The 17,090-nt window shown below is 71.1% G+C and carries 12 protein-coding genes and 1 pseudogene; all 13 read left to right on the top strand.

What is annotated here, in order from left to right; translation table 11 throughout:
- Positions 1 to 168: 168 nt before the first annotated feature.
- The 13 genes and pseudogenes from AB0J40_RS28265 (at position 169) to araA (ending at position 17,081) form a co-directional block, all read left to right on the top strand.
- Positions 169 to 423, top strand: coding sequence for a hypothetical protein (locus tag AB0J40_RS28265; protein ID WP_364458301.1), 255 nt, complete (start codon positions 169 to 171; stop codon positions 421 to 423).
- Between the two features lie 170 nt (positions 424 to 593).
- Positions 594 to 1,433: pseudogene (locus AB0J40_RS28270) on the top strand (glycoside hydrolase family 16 protein); the annotation flags it as partial.
- A gap of 193 nt (positions 1,434 to 1,626) precedes the next feature.
- Positions 1,627 to 2,547 (top strand): serine hydrolase, encoded by a 921-nt coding sequence (locus AB0J40_RS28275; protein ID WP_364458304.1) that lies wholly within the window; start codon positions 1,627 to 1,629, stop codon positions 2,545 to 2,547.
- The gene (locus AB0J40_RS28280) at positions 2,544 to 3,494 is read left to right on the top strand and encodes an endonuclease/exonuclease/phosphatase family protein (protein ID WP_364458307.1); all 951 of its coding nucleotides are present in this window, start codon (positions 2,544 to 2,546) and stop codon (positions 3,492 to 3,494) included. The genes AB0J40_RS28275 and AB0J40_RS28280 overlap by 4 nt, the downstream gene beginning before the upstream one ends.
- A 242-nt stretch (positions 3,495 to 3,736) precedes the next feature.
- Entirely contained in the window at positions 3,737 to 4,780 is a 1,044-nt protein-coding gene (locus AB0J40_RS28285; protein WP_364458310.1) for a LacI family DNA-binding transcriptional regulator, read from the top strand.
- Between the two features lie 77 nt (positions 4,781 to 4,857).
- On the top strand, positions 4,858 to 5,838 hold the full coding sequence (locus AB0J40_RS28290; protein ID WP_364458521.1) for an ABC transporter substrate-binding protein: 981 nt from the start codon (positions 4,858 to 4,860) through the stop codon (positions 5,836 to 5,838).
- A gap of 49 nt (positions 5,839 to 5,887) precedes the next feature.
- Positions 5,888 to 7,390 (top strand): sugar ABC transporter ATP-binding protein, encoded by a 1,503-nt coding sequence (locus tag AB0J40_RS28295; RefSeq protein ID WP_364458524.1) that lies wholly within the window; start codon positions 5,888 to 5,890, stop codon positions 7,388 to 7,390.
- 5 nt (positions 7,391 to 7,395) lie between these two features.
- On the top strand, positions 7,396 to 8,430 hold the full coding sequence (locus AB0J40_RS28300; protein WP_364458313.1) for an ABC transporter permease: 1,035 nt from the start codon (positions 7,396 to 7,398) through the stop codon (positions 8,428 to 8,430).
- Positions 8,427 to 9,410, top strand: a complete 984-nt coding sequence (gene yjfF / locus AB0J40_RS28305) for a galactofuranose ABC transporter, permease protein YjfF (RefSeq protein WP_364458316.1) — start codon at positions 8,427 to 8,429, stop codon at positions 9,408 to 9,410. The genes AB0J40_RS28300 and yjfF overlap by 4 nt, the downstream gene beginning before the upstream one ends.
- A 9-nt stretch (positions 9,411 to 9,419) precedes the next feature.
- Positions 9,420 to 13,229, top strand: coding sequence for a LamG-like jellyroll fold domain-containing protein (locus AB0J40_RS28310; protein ID WP_364458319.1), 3,810 nt, complete (start codon positions 9,420 to 9,422; stop codon positions 13,227 to 13,229).
- A gap of 23 nt (positions 13,230 to 13,252) precedes the next feature.
- A complete protein-coding gene (gene araB / locus AB0J40_RS28315) occupies positions 13,253 to 14,881 on the top strand; it encodes a ribulokinase (RefSeq protein ID WP_364458322.1) in 1,629 nt (542 codons plus the stop codon).
- Positions 14,881 to 15,558 (top strand): L-ribulose-5-phosphate 4-epimerase, encoded by a 678-nt coding sequence (locus tag AB0J40_RS28320; protein ID WP_364458324.1) that lies wholly within the window; start codon positions 14,881 to 14,883, stop codon positions 15,556 to 15,558. The genes araB and AB0J40_RS28320 overlap by 1 nt, the downstream gene beginning before the upstream one ends.
- Before the next feature lie 14 nt (positions 15,559 to 15,572).
- Positions 15,573 to 17,081, top strand: a complete 1,509-nt coding sequence (gene araA / locus AB0J40_RS28325) for an L-arabinose isomerase (RefSeq protein ID WP_364458327.1) — start codon at positions 15,573 to 15,575, stop codon at positions 17,079 to 17,081.
- The last annotated feature ends 9 nt before the right edge of the window (positions 17,082 to 17,090 follow it).

Genomic DNA, 17,090 nt, shown 5'->3' on the forward strand with positions numbered 1-17,090 from the left:
GTGACACCGACGAACGTACGTAATCACGCAGCGTGAAGTTCATGTGCTGTTCGGCTCGCGGCCCGCCGCCGTGACACTTTCCGGTGACCCGGAGCTGAACGCGGTCCGCGCGGGGAATCTTGATCATCACAAACCCTGACACACAGGGAAATGCGGAAGGAGAGCACGATGAAGACCCGAATCGCTTCCTGGACGGCGGCCGCCGCGCTCACGGTTTCCGCGGTGGTCGCCACGGCGGCTCCGGCGTCGGCCGACCCGGTCCCGGGCAGCCCGACCCAGTTCTACGCCTACTGCTCGGTGGACGTGCTCGGCGTGCCGGTGGCCTGCACGCAGACCGACGAGGCGCACGCGTCGCACATCTGCCAGTACCTGGCCACGCCGCTGGGCATCGGTCTCGACTGCATCCAGCGCTCGGCCGCGTGAGCTGCCCGAAAGTACCCGGTGGTCCGGACCATCGGGTACTCGTCGGAAAATGTCCGACCGGATAGCCTTGTTCTTCGCCACCGGCCCGTCCATACTTTGTTGCGTTCGACAACAAATAGGGCGCCGGTGAGCCGCCAGCCGTCGCCCGCGGAACGGAAGGGGCGACGACGATGTCGACCAGGAACTCCGCCCGATGGCGGCGGACCGCCCGCCTGCTGGCGGCGCCCGCGGCCCTGCTCGTGGCAGGCGCCGTGGTGACCGCGCCGCAGGGCCAGGCCGCGCCGGCCGGGACCCTCGCGAGCTTCGGCGACGACTTCGACGGCCCGGCGGGCAGCGGGGTCGACGGCTCGAAGTGGGTCCACGAGACCGGCGACAACGTGAACAACCACGAGCGCCAGTGGTACACCGACGGCACCGCCAACGCCGCCCTCGACGGCCGGGGCCACCTCGTGATCACCGCGAAGAAGGAGAACATCGGCAAGAACTGCTGGTACGGCGCCTGCGAGTACACCTCCGCGCGGCTCAACACCTCCGGCAAGTTCACGGCGTCCTCCGGGCACGTCGAGGCCCGGATGAAGCTACCGCGCGGGCAGGGCATGTGGCCCGCGTTCTGGATGCTCGGCTCCGACATCGGCAGCGCCGGCTGGCCGCAGTGCGGCGAGATCGACATCATGGAGAACGTCGGGTTCGAGCCGAACACCGTGCACGGCACCATCCACGGCCCCGGCTATTCGGGCTCGGGCGGCATCGGCGCGGCCTACACCGGCCCGAACTTCTCCGACGACTTCCACACGTACGCGATCGACTGGTCCGCCGACCGCATCGTGTGGTCGGTGGACGGCAACGCCTACCAGACCCGCACGCCGGCCGACGTCGGCGGCAACCAGTGGGTGTTCAACCACGACTTCTTCGTGATCCTGAACCTGGCGGTCGGCGGCTACTGGCCCGGTGACCCCGACGGCAGCACCCAGTTCCCGCAGCAGCTCGTGGTCGACTACGTCCACGTGAGCTGAGCGGGCCGAGACAGCGGGACCGGTTCCCCTCCGTGCGCGGCGGAGAGGAGCCGGTCCCGCGCCGTTCTTTGGTACAGAACCGGGACATTCCTGGTTCAGACCTGTCGAACAACGCCGACGGCCCGGCGATCTTCCCCGGACACAGTGACGGTGTGCGCTTGCGAAGCGCCCCGGCACCCGGAGGAGACCCATGGCCCGTACCCGCATCCCACCCGTCGCCGGCGGGCTGGCCGCCGCCCTGGCGGTGGCGCTCGCCGCGGCCTGCTGGGTGCTGTTCCCGCCCTCGGTCGACGGCCGCGCGAGCGCCGCCCGGCCCGTTGTCGACCTGCCGCTGCCGTGGCCCGCCGACGGGCAGGCCAGCGCCGAGGTCCAGGGCCTGGGCTCGCTCGGCAGCCGCGGGGAGCAGCGGCCCGTGCCGATCGCCAGTGTCACCAAGGTGATGACCGCCTACGTGGTGCTCAAGGACCACCCGCTCGCCCCGGGCGAAGCGGGCCCGATGGTCACCGTCGACGAGCAGGCCGAAGCCGAGTCGACCTCCCGCGAGGAGTCGACCGTGGCCCTGCGGGCCGGGCGGGAGATCAGCGAGCGGGACCTGCTGGCGCTCATGCTCGTCCCGTCCGGCAACAACGCCGCCCGGCTGCTCGCGCGCTGGGACGCCGGCAGCCAGGAGGACTTCGTCGGGAAGATGAACCGCGCGGCCGCCGCGCTCGGCATGACCGACACGACCTACACCGGCGCGAGCGGTGTCGAAGACTCGACGACGAGCACCGCCACCGACCAGCTTCGCCTGGCCCGCGAGGTGATGCGCAACGCCGTGATCCGCGAGATCGTCGCCACCACGAGCCTCCGCGTCGACGGCGTGCCGAGTGTCGTCAACACCAACACCCTCCTCGGCCGCGACGGCGTGATCGGGCTGAAGACCGGCTCGTCGACCGCCGCCGGCGGGGCGCTCATGTGGGCGGCGAAGGGGCCGGGCGGCGCGCTCATCCTCGGCGTCGTCCTGCACCAGAACCCGGGCGGGAGCCCGGCGCAAGGGCTGCGGGCCGCGCTGGAGAACAGCCGGACGCTCATCGCCGCCATCCAGCGGGAACTGCCGGCGGCCACTCGATGACGGCGGTGCTCGAAACCGCGTCGGACCGCGGAACCTGGCGCCGCGGGCGCGTGATCGCGGTGTTTTCCGCACTGACGGCGCTCCTGATCCTCGCGCATCCGCTGGTGCCCAACTGGGCCGGCAACGCGGGCAGCCTGCTGGAGACGTTCCTGCCGTGGACCGGCCTGCTCGTGCTCCCGCTGCTCGTGGCGGCGCTGCTCCGGCGGTCGGCGCTCGCGCTCGTTTCGCTGCTGCTGCCGGTTCTGGTGTGGGGCGGGATCTTCGGCGGCAGGCTGATCGACAAGACCGAAGCCGGCGGCGACCTGACGATCGTGTCGCACAACGTCAACGACGAGAACCCGGACCCGGCGGGCACCGCCCGGGCGCTGGCCGCGTCCGGTGCACAGGTGATCGCCTTGGAGGAGCTGAAGAAGTCCGAAATCCCGAAGTACGAAGACGCGCTCGCCGCGGCCTACCCGCACCACTCGGTGCAGGGCACGGTCGGGATCTGGAGCACCTTCCCGCTGGGCGACACGCGCCCGGTCGCGATCATGCCGTGGACCCGCGCGCTGCGGACCACTGTGGACACTCCGAAGGGCCCGGTGGTGGTGTTCGTCGCGCACCTGCCTTCGGTGCGGGTCCGGCTGGAGGCGGGGTTCACGGCGAACGGCCGCGACGAAGCGATCGGCCTGCTCGCCGGCGCCGTGGCCGAGGAGCCGTCGGCGCGCACCGTGCTGGTCGGCGACTTCAACGGCACGGCCGACGACCGGGCCCTGGACCCGATCACCGCGCGGATGCGCTCGGCGCAGGAGGCGGCCGGAAACGGTTTCGGGTTCAGCTGGCCGGCCGGGCTCCCGCTGGCGCGGATCGACCAGGTCTTCGTCGCGGGGCTGCGGCCGGTGGCGGCGTGGACGTTGCCCGCGACGGGCAGTGACCACCTCCCGGTGGCGGCTTCGGTCGCCTTCTGAGGGCCCGCGTGCGGGCCGAACATGCCCCTTGAACACCCGTGTTCCCGGCACCCGGTGAATAACCCACCGGCTTTCCCGCAGGTCGGGCGGTGAAGCCACGACCCGCCACCCCGCCGGCTTACGTGACTAGACCGTTACGCGACCCAGGCTTGACCCCGCCGGTGTTATCGCTAACACTGACTCCTCGCCGTCACCGGAACGGGTGACGGGGACCACGACGAGGTGTGCGAAAGGGGACGCCGGTGGCCGAACGACCCCGCTCCGGCGGCCCCGTCAAGGTGACCGCGGCCGGCACGCGGCAGCCCAGCCTGACCGACGTCGCGGGCGTGGCGGGCGTGTCGCACATGACCGTCTCCCGGGTCATCAACGGGACCGGTCCGGTGCGGCCGGAAACCCGCGCCCGGGTGCTCGCCGCGATCGAGGAACTGGGCTACCGCCCGAACTCCGCGGCCCGGGCGCTCGTCACCGGGCGCACCGGGACGCTCGGCGTCGTCGCGCTCGAGTCCAATCTGTACGGTCCGGCCAGCACGCTCTACGGCATCGAGAACGCCGCCCGCGAAGCCGGGTACGCGATCACGATCTCCAGCGTGAGCCGTCCGGGCCGGTCTTCGATCGCGGACGCGGTGGAGAACCTCCGCCGCCAGGCCGTCGAAGGCGTCATCGTCATCGCCCCGCACGTCACCGCCGGCCGGGCCCTGGAAGCCGCACCCGCGGACTTCCCGGTCGTCGCGGTCGGCGGCGGCGAGGCCGCGCCGGTCCCGGTCATCTCCGTCGACCAGCGCGACGGCGCCCGCCGCGCCACCGAGCACCTGCTGGCCCTCGGGCACCGGACCGTCTGGCACGTCGCCGGACCCGAAGACTGGCTGGAAGCCCGCGACCGCGAAGCGGGCTGGCGGGAAACCCTCGAACGCCACGGCGCGAACGTGCCGCAGGTGATCCGGGGTGACTGGAGCTCGCGCTCCGGCTACGAGGCGGGGCGATCCCTCGCCAAGGAGCGCGACCTGGACGCCGTCTTCGCCGGCAACGACCAGATGGCGCTCGGGCTGCTGCGCGCGTTCGCCGAAGCCGGCATCTCGGTGCCGCGGGACGTGCGTGTCGCGGGCTTCGACGATGTCCCCGAGGCGGCGTACTTCACGCCGCCGCTGACCACGGTGCGCCAGGACTTCATCGAAGTCGGCAGGCGCACGTTCGGCCTGCTCACCCAGCGGATGGACGGGGGCGACCGGCACGCGCGGGCCCTGGTCGTGCCCGAGCTGATCGTCCGCGAGAGCACCGGGCCGCGTTAGCACCGCGAACGCGCCCGGCAGAAGAAGACCAGCTCCGAATGTTAACGCTAACAACAATGATCACCGTCGATCGAGGAGTGAACGTGCTGAAGAAGCGATGGGCCGCCGCGGCGGCCGCGGCGGCCGGACTCGTGCTGCTCACCGCCTGCGGGAGTGGTGGCTCCTCCGGTGGCTCCGGCGGGGCGATCACGCTCGGCTTCGCCCAGGTGGGCGCCGAGAGCGGGTGGCGGACGGCGAACACCAAGTCGATCCAGGACTCGGCCAAGGCCGCGGGCATCGAGCTCAAGTTCTCCGACGCGCAGCAGAAGCAGGAGAACCAGATCTCCGCGATCCGCTCCTACATCCAGCAGAAGGTCAAGGTCATCGCCTTCTCGCCGGTGGTGGAGTCCGGCTGGGACACCGTGCTCAAGGAGGCCAAGACGGCCAACATCCCGGTCATCCTCACCGACCGGGCGATCGACTCGCCGGACAAGTCGCTCTACAAGACCTTCCTCGGCTCGGACTTCATCGCCGAGGGCAAGAAGGCGGGGGAGTGGCTGACCAAGGAGTTCGCCGGCGCCACCGGCCAGGTCAACATCGTCGAGCTGCAGGGCACCACGGGTTCGGCACCGGCCAACGACCGCAAGAAGGGCTTCGCGGACGTCATCGCGGCGGACCCGAAGTACAAGATCGTCGCGTCGCAGACCGGTGAGTTCACCCGCGCCAAGGGCAAGGAGGTCATGGAGGCCTTCCTGAAGTCCCAGCCCAAGATCGACGTCCTCTACGCCCACAACGACGACATGGCCCTCGGTGCCATCGAGGCGATCGAGGCCGCGGGCAAGGTCCCGGGCAAGGACATCAAGATCGTCTCGGTCGACGGCGTCAAGGACGCGCTGACGGCACTGGCCGACGGCAAGATCAACCACGTCGTCGAGTGCAACCCGCTGCTCGGCCCGCAGCTGATGGACCTGGTCAAGAAGGTCGCCGCCGGCGAGCAGGTGCCCGCCCGCATCGAGACCCAGGAGACCGAGTTCGACCAGGCGTCGGCGAAGGCCGCCCTGCCGCAGCGCCAGTACTGACCGAAGTCCCGCGCCCACCCCGGAGCACGCAATGCCTGAACCGCAGCCCATGGTGCGGATGAGCGGTATCCGCAAGGAATTCCCCGGCGTCCTCGCCCTGGACGACGTCGCGTTCCGGATGTACCCCGGCGAAGTCCACGCCCTCATGGGCGAGAACGGCGCCGGCAAGTCCACCCTCATCAAGGTGCTGACCGGTGTGTACGGGGTGGACGCGGGCACGATCGAGCTGAACGGCGAGCAGGTCGCCTTCAGCGGGCCCGGCGAGGCCCAGCGGGCCGGCGTCAGCACGGTCTACCAGGAGGTCAACCTCTGCCCGAACCTGTCCGTCGCGGAGAACGTCTGCCTCGGGCGGGAACCCCGCCGCTTCGGCCGCATCCAGTGGGGCCCGATGCGGCGGCGGGCCGAGGAGCTGCTGGCCCGGCTGGACGTCCACGTGGACGTCTCGGCCGAGCTGAGCACCTGCTCGATCGCGGTGCAGCAGCTGGTCGCGATCGCCCGCGCGCTCGACGTCGAAGCGCGGGTGCTCGTCCTCGACGAGCCGACGTCCAGTTTGGACACCGGCGAGGTCGAGCAGCTGCTGAAGGTCGTGCGCTCGCTGCGCGACGAAGGGATGGCGATCCTGTTCGTCTCCCACTTCATCGACCAGGTCTTCGCCGTCGCCGACCGGATGACCGTGCTGCGCAACGGAAAGCTGATCGGCGAGTACCGCACCGCGGACATCACGCCGGTCGACCTGGTCACCAAGATGATCGGCAAGGAGCTGCAGGTCCTCGAGACGCTCGAGGAGTCCGGGCCGACCCGGGCCGAGGTCGCCGGCGCGCCGGTGCTGCTGGCCGCCGAAGACCTCGGCCGCAAGGGCGGCATCGAGCCGTTCACCCTCGACATCCACGCCGGCGAGGTCGTCGGGCTCGCCGGGCTGCTCGGCTCCGGCCGCACCGAGCTCGCCCGGCTGCTCTTCGGCGCCGACCACGCCGACAGCGGCTCGGTGACGATCGACGGCACCGCCACTGCGCTGCGCACCCCGCGGGCCGGCCTCGACCACCGCATCGCGTTCCTCTCGGAGAACCGCAAGTCCGAGGGGCTGGTCGAGGAACTGACCGTGCGGGAGAACATCGTCCTGGCGCTGCAGGCCTCCCGCGGCTGGGCGCGGCCGCTGTCGCGCCGCCGCCAGGACGAGATCGCCGAGAAGTACGTCAAGGCGCTCGACATCCGGCCCGCCGACCCGGAAGCACTGGTGGGCAACCTGTCCGGCGGCAACCAGCAGAAGGTGCTGCTGGCCCGCTGGCTCATCACCGAGCCGCGGCTGCTCATCCTCGACGAGCCCACCCGCGGCATCGACATCGGCGCCAAGACCGAGATCCAGCGGCTGGTCACCCAGCTGTCGGCCGACGGCATGGCCGTCGTGTTCATCTCCGCCGAGCTGGAGGAAGTCCTGCGGCTGAGCCACCGCGTCGTCGTGCTGCGCGACCGGAAAGTGGTGGCGCAGCGGGAAAACCAGGGACTCACCGCGGACGACATCATGGCCACGATGGCCGAAGGGGTGCAGGCGTGAAAGGGATGACCAAACACCGGCTCTTCTGGCCCGTGGTGGCGTTGCTGGCCCTGCTGGCCGGCGACCTCGTCGCGAGCCCGGCGTTCTTCTCGATCGAGCTGCGCGACGGCCACCTCTACGGGAACCTCGTCGACATCCTCAAGAACGGCGCCCCGCTGATCCTCATCGCGATCGGCATGACGCTGGTGATCGCCACCCGCGGCATCGACCTGTCGGTCGGCGCGGTCGTCGCGATCAGCGGCTCGCTCGCCTGCCTCTGGATCGCCGACCACCCCGACGGGGTGGGCGCCACGCTCGTCGCGGTCGGGCTGGCACTGGGCCTGTCCCTGGTGCTCGGGGTCTGGAACGGCTGGCTCGTCGCCCAGCTGGGCATCCAGCCGATCATCGCGACGCTGATCCTGATGGTCGCCGGCCGCGGGATCGCGCAGCTGATCAGCGGCGGCCAGATCATCACGATCAACTCCGCGCCCTTCGAGTGGATCGGCAGCGGGTTCGTCCTGACGCTGCCGAGCGCGATCCTCATCGCCCTGCTCGTCTTCGTGCTCGCTTCGCTGCTGGTCCGCCGCTCCGCGCTCGGCATGCTCGTCGAAGCCGTCGGCGGCAACCCCGAGGCGAGCAGGCTGGCCGGGCTCCGCTCGGCGCGGCTGACCTGGCTCGTCTACGTCTTCTGCGGGCTGTGCGCGGGCATCGCCGGGCTGATGATCAGCGCGAACGTGCACAGCGCGGACGCCAACCACGCCGGGCTGTTCATCGAGCTCGACGCGATCCTCGCCGTCGTCGTCGGCGGCACCCAGCTGACCGGCGGCCGGTTCTCCCTCGGCGGCTCGGTGATCGGCGCGCTGCTCATCCAGACGCTGACCACCACCGTCTACGCCCTCGGCATCCCGCCCGAGGCGATCATGCTGTTCAAGGCACTGGTCGTGCTCGCGGTGTGCCTGCTGCAGTCGCCCGCGTTCCGTCGCAAGCTCCGCCGCCGCAAGGCCCGCCCGGCCGCGCCGGCTCCCGCGTCCGCTCCGGAGAAGGTGGAGGTCACGGCGTGACCACGCTCACCCGCATCAAGGGTTACCGGCCGCAGCAGCGGCACGTCCCGATCCTCGCGACGATGGCGCTGCTGATCGCCGCCTACATCTTCGGCGCCGCCCAGTACGAGGCCTTCGGGTCCGGCCAGGTCGTGCTCGACCTGTTCATCAACAACGCCTTCCTGCTCGTGGTCGCGATCGGGATGACGTTCGTGATCCTCACCGGCGGCATCGACCTGTCGGTCGGCTCGGTCGTCGCACTGTCCACAGTGGTCTCCGGCGACCTGATGCAGAAGCACGGCTGGTCCGCCTACGCGGCGATCGCGGTGGTGCTGGTGATCGGGGCGCTGCTCGGCGCCGGGATGGGCGCGCTCATCCACTTCTTCGAGATCCAGCCGTTCATCGCCACGCTGATCGGGATGTTCTTCGCCCGCGGGCTCTGCTACACGATCAGCACCGAGGCGTACTCGATCGACAACCCGACGATCGCCACCCTCGCCCAGACGCAGATCCCGCTGGGCGGGGAACTGCACATCTCGATCAGCGTGGTTGTCGCGCTCGTCGTCGTCCTCGCGGCGGTGTACGTCCTGGCCTTCACGCGGTTCGGGCGCACGGTCTACTCGATCGGCGGCAACGCGCAGTCGGCGATGCTGATGGGTCTCAAGACCGACCGCACGAAGATCGCGGTGTACACCATCAGCGGATTCTGCTCGGCGCTGGGCGGGCTGCTGCTGGTGCTGTACAAGTCGTCCGGCGACCCGCTCAACGGCGTCGGCCTGGAGCTGACCGCGATCGCCGCGGTGGTCATCGGCGGCACCATCCTCACCGGCGGTTCCGGCTACGTGCTGGGCACCGTGCTCGGGATCATGGTGCTGGGCATCATCCAGACGCTGATCACCTTCGACGGCACCCTCAACTCCTGGTGGACCTCGATCATCACCGGCGCGCTCCTCTTCGTCTTCATCGTCCTGCAACGCCTCGTGACCCGACGGACCCGCTGAAGGGGAGTCATGCTCCGCAGAACCCGCCGTCCCCTCGCCGTGCTCGCGGCCCTCACCCTGTTCTCCGCGCTGCCCGTGACGACCGCCGCGGCCGACCCGGAGCCGGGGCTGGCCGGGCACTGGACGTTCGACGACGGCAGCGGGAGCACCGCCGCCGACACCGCGGGCGACCACCCCGCCACCCTGAACTCCGGCGCCGGCTGGGGCCCGGGGATCCGCGGTGGTGCCTTGACCACCGACGGCACCAGCGGCTTCGCCGACGCCGGCGCGCCCGTGCTCGACACGACCAAGAGCTTCTCCGTGAGCAGCTGGGTGAAGCTCGACAAGACGTCCGGCTTCCAGACGTTCGTCAGCGTCGACGGCACCCAGGTCAGCAACTTCTTCCTGCAGTTCCGGGACGACTCGCGCCGGTTCGCCTTCACGCGCCTGGCCGGGGACGCCCCCGCCGACGGCGTCGTCGCCGGCGCGAACTTCGACCCCGTCGTGGGCCAGTGGTACCAGCTCACCGGCGTGTTCGACGCGGCGGCGTCGACGCTGTCGCTGTACGTCGACGGCACCCGCCAGGCCACCGTCGCCGCGCCCGCGGGCTGGGCCGGTACGGGCCACCTGGTGATCGGCCGCGGCAAGTACGGCGGCAATCCGGTGGACTACGTCGACGGCTCGATCGACGACGTCCGCGCCTACAGCGGCGCGCTGACCGCGGCCGACGCCGCCCGCCTGGCCATCGCCGGGCACTGGACCCTCGACGAAGGCACCGGCACCACGGCGGCCGACGACTCCCTCGACGCGCGCACCGCCACCCTCACCGGCGGCGCGACCTGGGGCGACGGCGTCGTCGGCCCGCACGGCGCGGTGCTCAACGGCACCGACGCCGCGATCGACGCCCCGGCGCCGGTCGTCGACACCGCGCAGAGCTTCTCGGTGTCCGCGTGGGTCAAGCCGACCGCGGCCACCGGCTTCCGCACCGCCGTGAGCGTCGACGGCTCGGCGATCAGCGGCTTCTACCTCCAGCGCGCGGCCGACGGCCGGTTCGCCTTCACCCGCCGCGCGGGCGACGGCGACACGGCGTCGTCCTCGGCGGTGTCCACGCTGCCCGCGCAGGCCGACCAGTGGCAGCACCTCGTCGGCGTTTACAACCGCGCGGCGGGCACGCTTTCCCTGTACGTCAACGGAACCCTGCAGCAGAGCGTCCCGTTCACCACGCCGTGGACCGCCACCGGGCACCTGGAGATCGGCCGCGGCAAGTGGGCGGGCGCTCCGGCGGACTGGTTCGCCGGCGGCATCGACGACGTCCGCGCGTACCCGACGCCGCTGACCGCGTCCGCCGTCGCTTCGCTGGCCGCGAGCGGATCGTGGCACTTCGACGAAGGCTCCGGCACGGTCGCCCGCGATTCGAGCGCGAACGCCGCCGACGGCACCCTTCGCGGGGCGACGTGGACCGCGGGCGCGGCGGGCAAGGCCGTCCAGTTCGACGGCAAGTCCACTGTGGACATGGGTACCTCGCCCGCGTTCGACACCGGCACCGGCTCGCTCTCGCTGGCCGCCTGGTTCCGCACCACTGCGGACGGCACCCTCGTCGACCACGGCGACGGGTACGCCCTCGGCGTCACCGGCGGCAAGCTCACCGCCCACGTCGGCACGATCCAGGTGACCACGACCGGCGGCGGCCTCGCCGACGGCGACTGGCACCACGCCGCCCTCGTGCTCGACCGCGCGTCGCAGCGGCTCACCGTTTATGCCGACGGCGACGCGGCGGCGGTCACCAGCAGCTGCGGCACCCCCACCGGGACCACTTTGGACGTTGCGGCGTGCGCGGCTTCGGGCACCGCCGCCGCGCCGCTGACCGTGGGATCCGGGTTCACCGGCGCCGTCGACGAGGTCGAGCTGCGCCGCTTCCCGCTGACCGGAGCCCAGATCGGCACCCTGGCCGGTGCCAACCAGCTGGCGGTCGACGCCAACGTCGTCCGCGCCAACACCCGGCCGACGACCTACGGCTCGATCCTCGAGGACATCAGCCACTCCGTCGAAGGCGGGCTCTACGCGGAACTCGTCCGCAACCGCACCTTCAAGGAGGCCTACCAGCGCGGCAGCGGCGCCGGCGACACCCCGGTCCCGTACTGGTCGCTGGTCACCTCGGCCGGCGCGACCGGTACGTACGCGATCGACACCGCGACCCCGCTCAACACCGCGCTCGACCGCTCGCTGAAGCTGCACGCCGACACCGTCCCCGCCGCGGGCCGGATCGCCGCGGCCAACGTCGGCTACTACGGCATCGCCGCGAAACCGTCCACCAAGTACACGGGCAGCTTCTTCGGCAAGGGCACCTGGACCGGCGCGGTCCGCGTCAGCCTGGAGAAGCCGGACGGCACGGTCCTGGCGAGCAAGGACCTCCAGCCGGTCGGCCCCGCGTGGTCGCAGCAGACGTTCAGCTTCACCACGCCGTCGACCATCGCCGCGTCCACCGACAACCGGATCGTCGTCTCCCTGGTTAACAAGGGGAAGACGGCCCTGACCGGGGACGCCTGGTTCCAGCAGGTCTCGCTGTTCCCGCCCACCTTCAAGAACCACGGCGTCCGCCTCGACCTCGGGCAGAAGCTCGCGGCCATGAAGCTCGGCCTGTTCCGCGTCCCGGGCGGCAACTACCTCGAAGGCAACACCCTCGACACGCGGTTCGCCTGGAAGAACACCATCGGCAAGCCGGAGGAGCGGCCCGGCCACCAGAACACCGCGTGGGGCTACTGGTCCACCGACGGCTTCGGCATCCTCGACTACCTCAAGCTGGCCGAGGACATCGGCGCCCAGCCGCTGCTGGCCCTGTTCGCCGGCTACACGCTCAACGGCCAGCACGTCGACCAGGCCGACTACCCGCAGTACGTCCAGGAAGCCCTCGACGAGATCGAGTACGCCATCGGCGACGCCTCCACGACGTGGGGCGCGAAGCGGGTCGCCGACGGGCACCCGGCACCGTTCGACCTGCACTACGTCGAGGTCGGCAACGAGGACTGGTTCGACGGCTCGGGCAGCTACGCCTGGCGCTTCACGGACATGTACGACGCCATCAAGGCGAAGTACCCGCAGCTGACCGTCATCGCCACGACCGGCGGCCTGCAGGGCGGGGCCGCGTCGAGCACCTCGACCGGGGTGCGCCCGGACGCCGCCGACGACCACTACTACCAGTCGCCGCAGTGGTTCACCGACAACTCCACCCGCTACGACACCGCGGACCGCTCCGGCCCGGACATCCTCGTCGGCGAGTACGGCGCCCAGGACGGCAGGCCCACCGGCACGCTGGCCGCCGCCATCGGCGAAGCCGCGTTCCTCACCGGGCTCGAACGCAACAGCGACGTCGTCATCGGCTCGATGTACGCGCCGGTGCTGGTGCAGGAGAACCAGTCGAACTGGCCGGTCAACCTGATCGGCTTCGACGCCGGGACGAGCTACGCCTCGCCGTCGTACTGGGTGCAGCAGATGTTCTCCAGCACGCTCGGCAAGCAGATCGTGTCCAGCCGCCTCAACCAGGGCAGCCCGCTGCGGCAGGTGGTCAACGTGACCACCAAGAGCGGCAAGAAGACCTTCACGGTCAAGCTCGTCAACCCGACCGGTCAGGTGCAGACGGCGCGGCTGGCGCTCACCGGCGTCACCGCGGTCGACGGAACCGGGACGCTCACCACGCTCACCGGCGACCCGGCGGGGCGCAACAGCCTCGCCGCGCCGGCCGCCATCGTGCCGCAGACCAGGGAGATCACCGGGCTGGCCGCGACCTCGAAGCTGACCCTGCCCGCCAACTCCGTGACGACGCTCGTCATCACCGGCCGCTGAACAACACCAGGAGAGAGGACACCGTGGGACAACCACTAACCGTCGGCGTCGACTTCGGCACGCTGTCGGGCCGCGCCGTGGTCGTGCGCGTGGCGGACGGCGCCGAGCTCGGCAGCGCGGTCTTCGAATACCCGCACGGGGTGCTCGACGAGACGCTGCCCGCCACCGGTCGCCCGCTGCCGCCGGACTGGGCGCTGCAGGTGCCCGCGGACTACGTCGGAGTGCTCCGCACCGCCGTCCCGGCCGCGCTCACCGCGGCCGGTGCGGACCCGGCCGACGTCATCGGCATCGCCACCGACTTCACCGCCTGCACGATGGTGCCGACCACCGCGGACGGCACGCCGCTGTGCGAGCTGCCCGAGTTCGAAGGCAACCCGCACGCCTACGTCAAGCTGTGGAAGCACCACTCGGCCCAGCCGCAGGCGGACCGCATCAACGAGCTGGCCCGCACGCGCGGCGAGAAGTGGCTGCCGCGCTACGGCGGGCTGATCTCGTCGGAGTGGGAGTTCGCGAAGGGGCTTCAGCTGCTCGAAGAGGCGCCCGAGGTCTACGCCGCGATGCGGCACTGGGTCGAAGCGGCCGACTGGATCGTCTGGCAGCTGACCGGCACCTACGTCCGCAACGCCTGCACCGCCGGGTACAAGGGCATCCTCCAGGACGGCCAGTACCCGAGCCGCGACTTCCTCCGCGAACTGGCGCCCGGCTTCGAGTCCTTCGTGGCCGACAAGCTCGAACACCCCTTGGGCCAGCTGGGCTCCCGCGCCGGTTCGCTCTCCGCCGAAGCCGCGGCATGGACCGGCCTGCCCGAGGGCATCGCCGTGGCCGTTGGCAACGTTGACGCGCACGTCACCGCGCCCGCGGCGAACGCCGTCGAGCCCGGCCAGATGGTCGCGATCATGGGCACCTCGACGTGCCACGTGATGAACGGCGCCGAACTGCGCGAAGTCCCCGGCATGTGCGGCGTCGTCGACGGCGGCATCGTCGCCGGGCTCTGGGGCTACGAGGCCGGGCAGAGCGGCGTCGGCGACATCTTCGGCTGGTTCACCGAGCACTTCGCCCGCGACGGGCACGAACAGCTCACCCGGCTCGCGTCGCAGCAGGAGATCGGCGAACACGGCCTGGTCGCCCTCGACTGGCACAGCGGCAACCGGTCGGTGCTCGTCGACCACGAGCTGTCCGGCGTCGTCGTCGGCCAGACCCTCGCCACCCGCCCCGAAGACGTCTACCGCGCCCTGCTCGAGGCGACGGCGTTCGGCACGCGCAAGATCATCGAGACCTTCGGCGAGGCCGGCGTGCCGGTCACCGAGCTGATCATCGCGGGCGGCCTGGTGAAGAACGCGCTGCTCATGCAGATCTACGCCGACGTCACCAACCTGCCGCTGTCGGTCATCGGCTCCGAGCAGGGCCCCGCGCTCGGCTCGGCCATCCACGCGGCCGTGGCCGCCGGCGCCTACCCGGACATCCGCGCGGCCGCCGCGGCCATGGGTTCGGTGCGGCGCGCGGTCTACCAGCCGGTGCCCGCGCACGTCACCGCCTACGACGAGCTGTACGCCGAGTACACGACCCTGCACGACTACTTCGGCCGGGGCGGCAACGATGTCATGCACCGCCTCGCCGCCCGCCGCCGCGCGGTCGCGAAAGGACGGTCCTGATGTCCCTGACCGGTGAAGTGCTCGACACCGTCGCCGAACTGCGGGACACCGTGGCGAAGCTGCACGGCGAACTGACCCGCAACGAGCTGGTCATCTGGACCGCGGGCAACGTCTCGGCCCGGGTCCCCGGCCGCGACCTGCTGGTGATCAAGCCCTCGGGGGTGTCCTACGACAACCTGTCCGCGGACACCATGGTCGTCACCGACCTGCACGGCGAGCTCGTCGAGGGCGACCTCGCGCCGTCGTCGGACACCGCCGCGCACGCCTACGTCTACCGGCACCTGCCGGAGGTCGGCGGGGTCGTGCACACGCACTCGACGTACGCCACGGCGTGGGCCGCCCGCGGCGAGCCGATCCCGTGCGTGCTCACGATGATCGCCGACGAGTTCGGCGGCGAGATCCCGGTCGGGCCGTTCGCCCTGATCGGCGACGACTCCATCGGCCGCGGCATCGTCGAAACACTGCGCGCCAGCCGGTCGCCCGCCGTGCTGATGCGCAACCACGGCCCGTTCACCGTCGGCCGCACCGCGCGCGATGCCGTCAAGGCCGCGGTGATGGTCGAGGACGTGGCCCGCACCGTGCACAAGGCCTTCGAGCTCGGCACGCCCGAACCCCTGCCGCCCGAGGACGTCGACCGGCTCTACGCCCGGTACCAGAACGTCTACGGCCAGCACTGATACCGAGGAGAACGATGACCCGCGCGTCGAAACCCCAGCTCTGGTTCCTCACCGGGAGCCAGGCCCTCTACGGCGAGGAGACCCTCGAGCAGGTCGCCGGCCAGTCCCTGCGCATCCAGCAGCTCCTGGCCGCCTCCGGCGGGCTCCCGGCCGAGATCGTCGGCAAGCCGGTGCTGACCGAGGCCGCGTCGATCCGCCGCGTCCTGCAGGAAGCCAACTCCGACGCCGCGTGCGTCGGCGTGATCGCGTGGATGCACACCTTCTCGCCCGCGAAGATGTGGATCACCGGGCTGGACGCGCTGCGCAAGCCGCTGCTGCACCTGCACACCCAGCTCAACGAAGCCCTGCCGTGGTCGACCATCGACATGGACTTCATGAACCTCAACCAGGCCGCGCACGGCGACCGCGAGTTCGGGTTCATCCAGACCCGCCTCGGCGTCCCGCGCAAGACCGTCGCCGGCCACGTGTCGGACCCGGCCGTCGTCGCGCGGATCGACGCGTGGGCGCGCGCCGCGATCGGCGCCGACCACCTGCGCAACCTCCGGCTGGCCCGGTTCGGCGACAACATGCGCGACGTCGCCGTCACCGAAGGCGACAAGGTCGAGGCCGAGCTGCGGTTCGGCGTCTCGGTCAACACCTACGGCGTGAACGACCTGGTCGAGGTCGTCGATCAGGTGTCCGAAAAGGACACAGTGGACTCCCTGGTGGCGCAGTACGCCCAGGATTACAACGTTGTCCCGGACCTGGCGGCCGGGGGAGCGCGGCACGAGTCGCTGCGGTACGCCGCGAAGATCGAAGCCGGGCTCCGGAAGTTCCTCACCGACGGCGGGTTCGGCGCGTTCACCACGAACTTCGAGGACCTCGGTGGCCTGCGCCAGCTGCCCGGCCTGGCCGTGCAGCGGCTGATGGCCGACGGCTACGGCTTCGGCGGCGAGGGCGACTGGAAGACCTCGGCGCTGCTCGCCGCGGTCAAGGCGATGAGTGTCGGGTCCGACCGGGGCACGTCGTTCATGGAGGACTACACCTACCACTTCGGGCCGGGCACGCCGAAGATCCTCGGCGCCCACATGCTCGAAGTCTGCCCGAGCATCGCCGCCGCGAAGCCGTCCTGCGAGATCCACGCGCTGGGCATCGGCGGCCGCGAAGACCCGGTCCGGCTGGTGTTCGACGCGGCCCCCGGCCCCGGCGTGACTCTCGGCCTGGTCGACCTCGGCGACCGGTTCCGCCTGGTGGCCAACGAGATCGAGGTCGTCGAGCCGGACGAGCCGCTGCCGAACCTGCCGGTGGCGCGCGCGGTGTGGGAGCCGTCGCCGTCGCTGTCGACGTCGGCCGAGTCGTGGATCACCGCGGGCGGCCCGCACCACACCGTCCTGACCCAGGCGGTCGGCACCGAGACGCTGCGCGACTTCGCGAACCTGCTCGGCGTCGAGCTCCTGGTGATCGACAAGGACACCACCCCGCACGGCTTCGCCGACCGCATCCGCTGGAACCAGGCGTACCACCGGCTCGCTCAGGGCTTCTGAGAAAGGAAG

Origin of the sequence: Amycolatopsis sp. NPDC049691 (genome assembly GCF_040675005.1) — a bacterium.
Lineage (GTDB): Bacteria > Actinomycetota > Actinomycetes > Mycobacteriales > Pseudonocardiaceae > Amycolatopsis.

What these genes read in the sequence shown, in the direction of transcription:
- AB0J40_RS28280 (WP_364458307.1), top strand. Translation starts at nt 2,544, where the DNA reads ATGACGGCGGTGCTCGAAACCGCGTCGGACCGCGGAACCTGGCGCCGC.
- AB0J40_RS28300 (WP_364458313.1), top strand. Translation starts at nt 7,396, where the DNA reads ATGACCAAACACCGGCTCTTCTGGCCCGTGGTGGCGTTGCTGGCCCTG.
- AB0J40_RS28310 (WP_364458319.1), top strand. Translation starts at nt 9,420, where the DNA reads ATGCTCCGCAGAACCCGCCGTCCCCTCGCCGTGCTCGCGGCCCTCACC.
- AB0J40_RS28265 (WP_364458301.1), top strand. Translation starts at nt 169, where the DNA reads ATGAAGACCCGAATCGCTTCCTGGACGGCGGCCGCCGCGCTCACGGTT.
- AB0J40_RS28320 (WP_364458324.1), top strand. Translation starts at nt 14,881, where the DNA reads ATGTCCCTGACCGGTGAAGTGCTCGACACCGTCGCCGAACTGCGGGAC.
- AB0J40_RS28275 (WP_364458304.1), top strand. Translation starts at nt 1,627, where the DNA reads ATGGCCCGTACCCGCATCCCACCCGTCGCCGGCGGGCTGGCCGCCGCC.
- AB0J40_RS28295 (WP_364458524.1), top strand. Translation starts at nt 5,888, where the DNA reads ATGGTGCGGATGAGCGGTATCCGCAAGGAATTCCCCGGCGTCCTCGCC.
- araA (WP_364458327.1), top strand. Translation starts at nt 15,573, where the DNA reads ATGACCCGCGCGTCGAAACCCCAGCTCTGGTTCCTCACCGGGAGCCAG.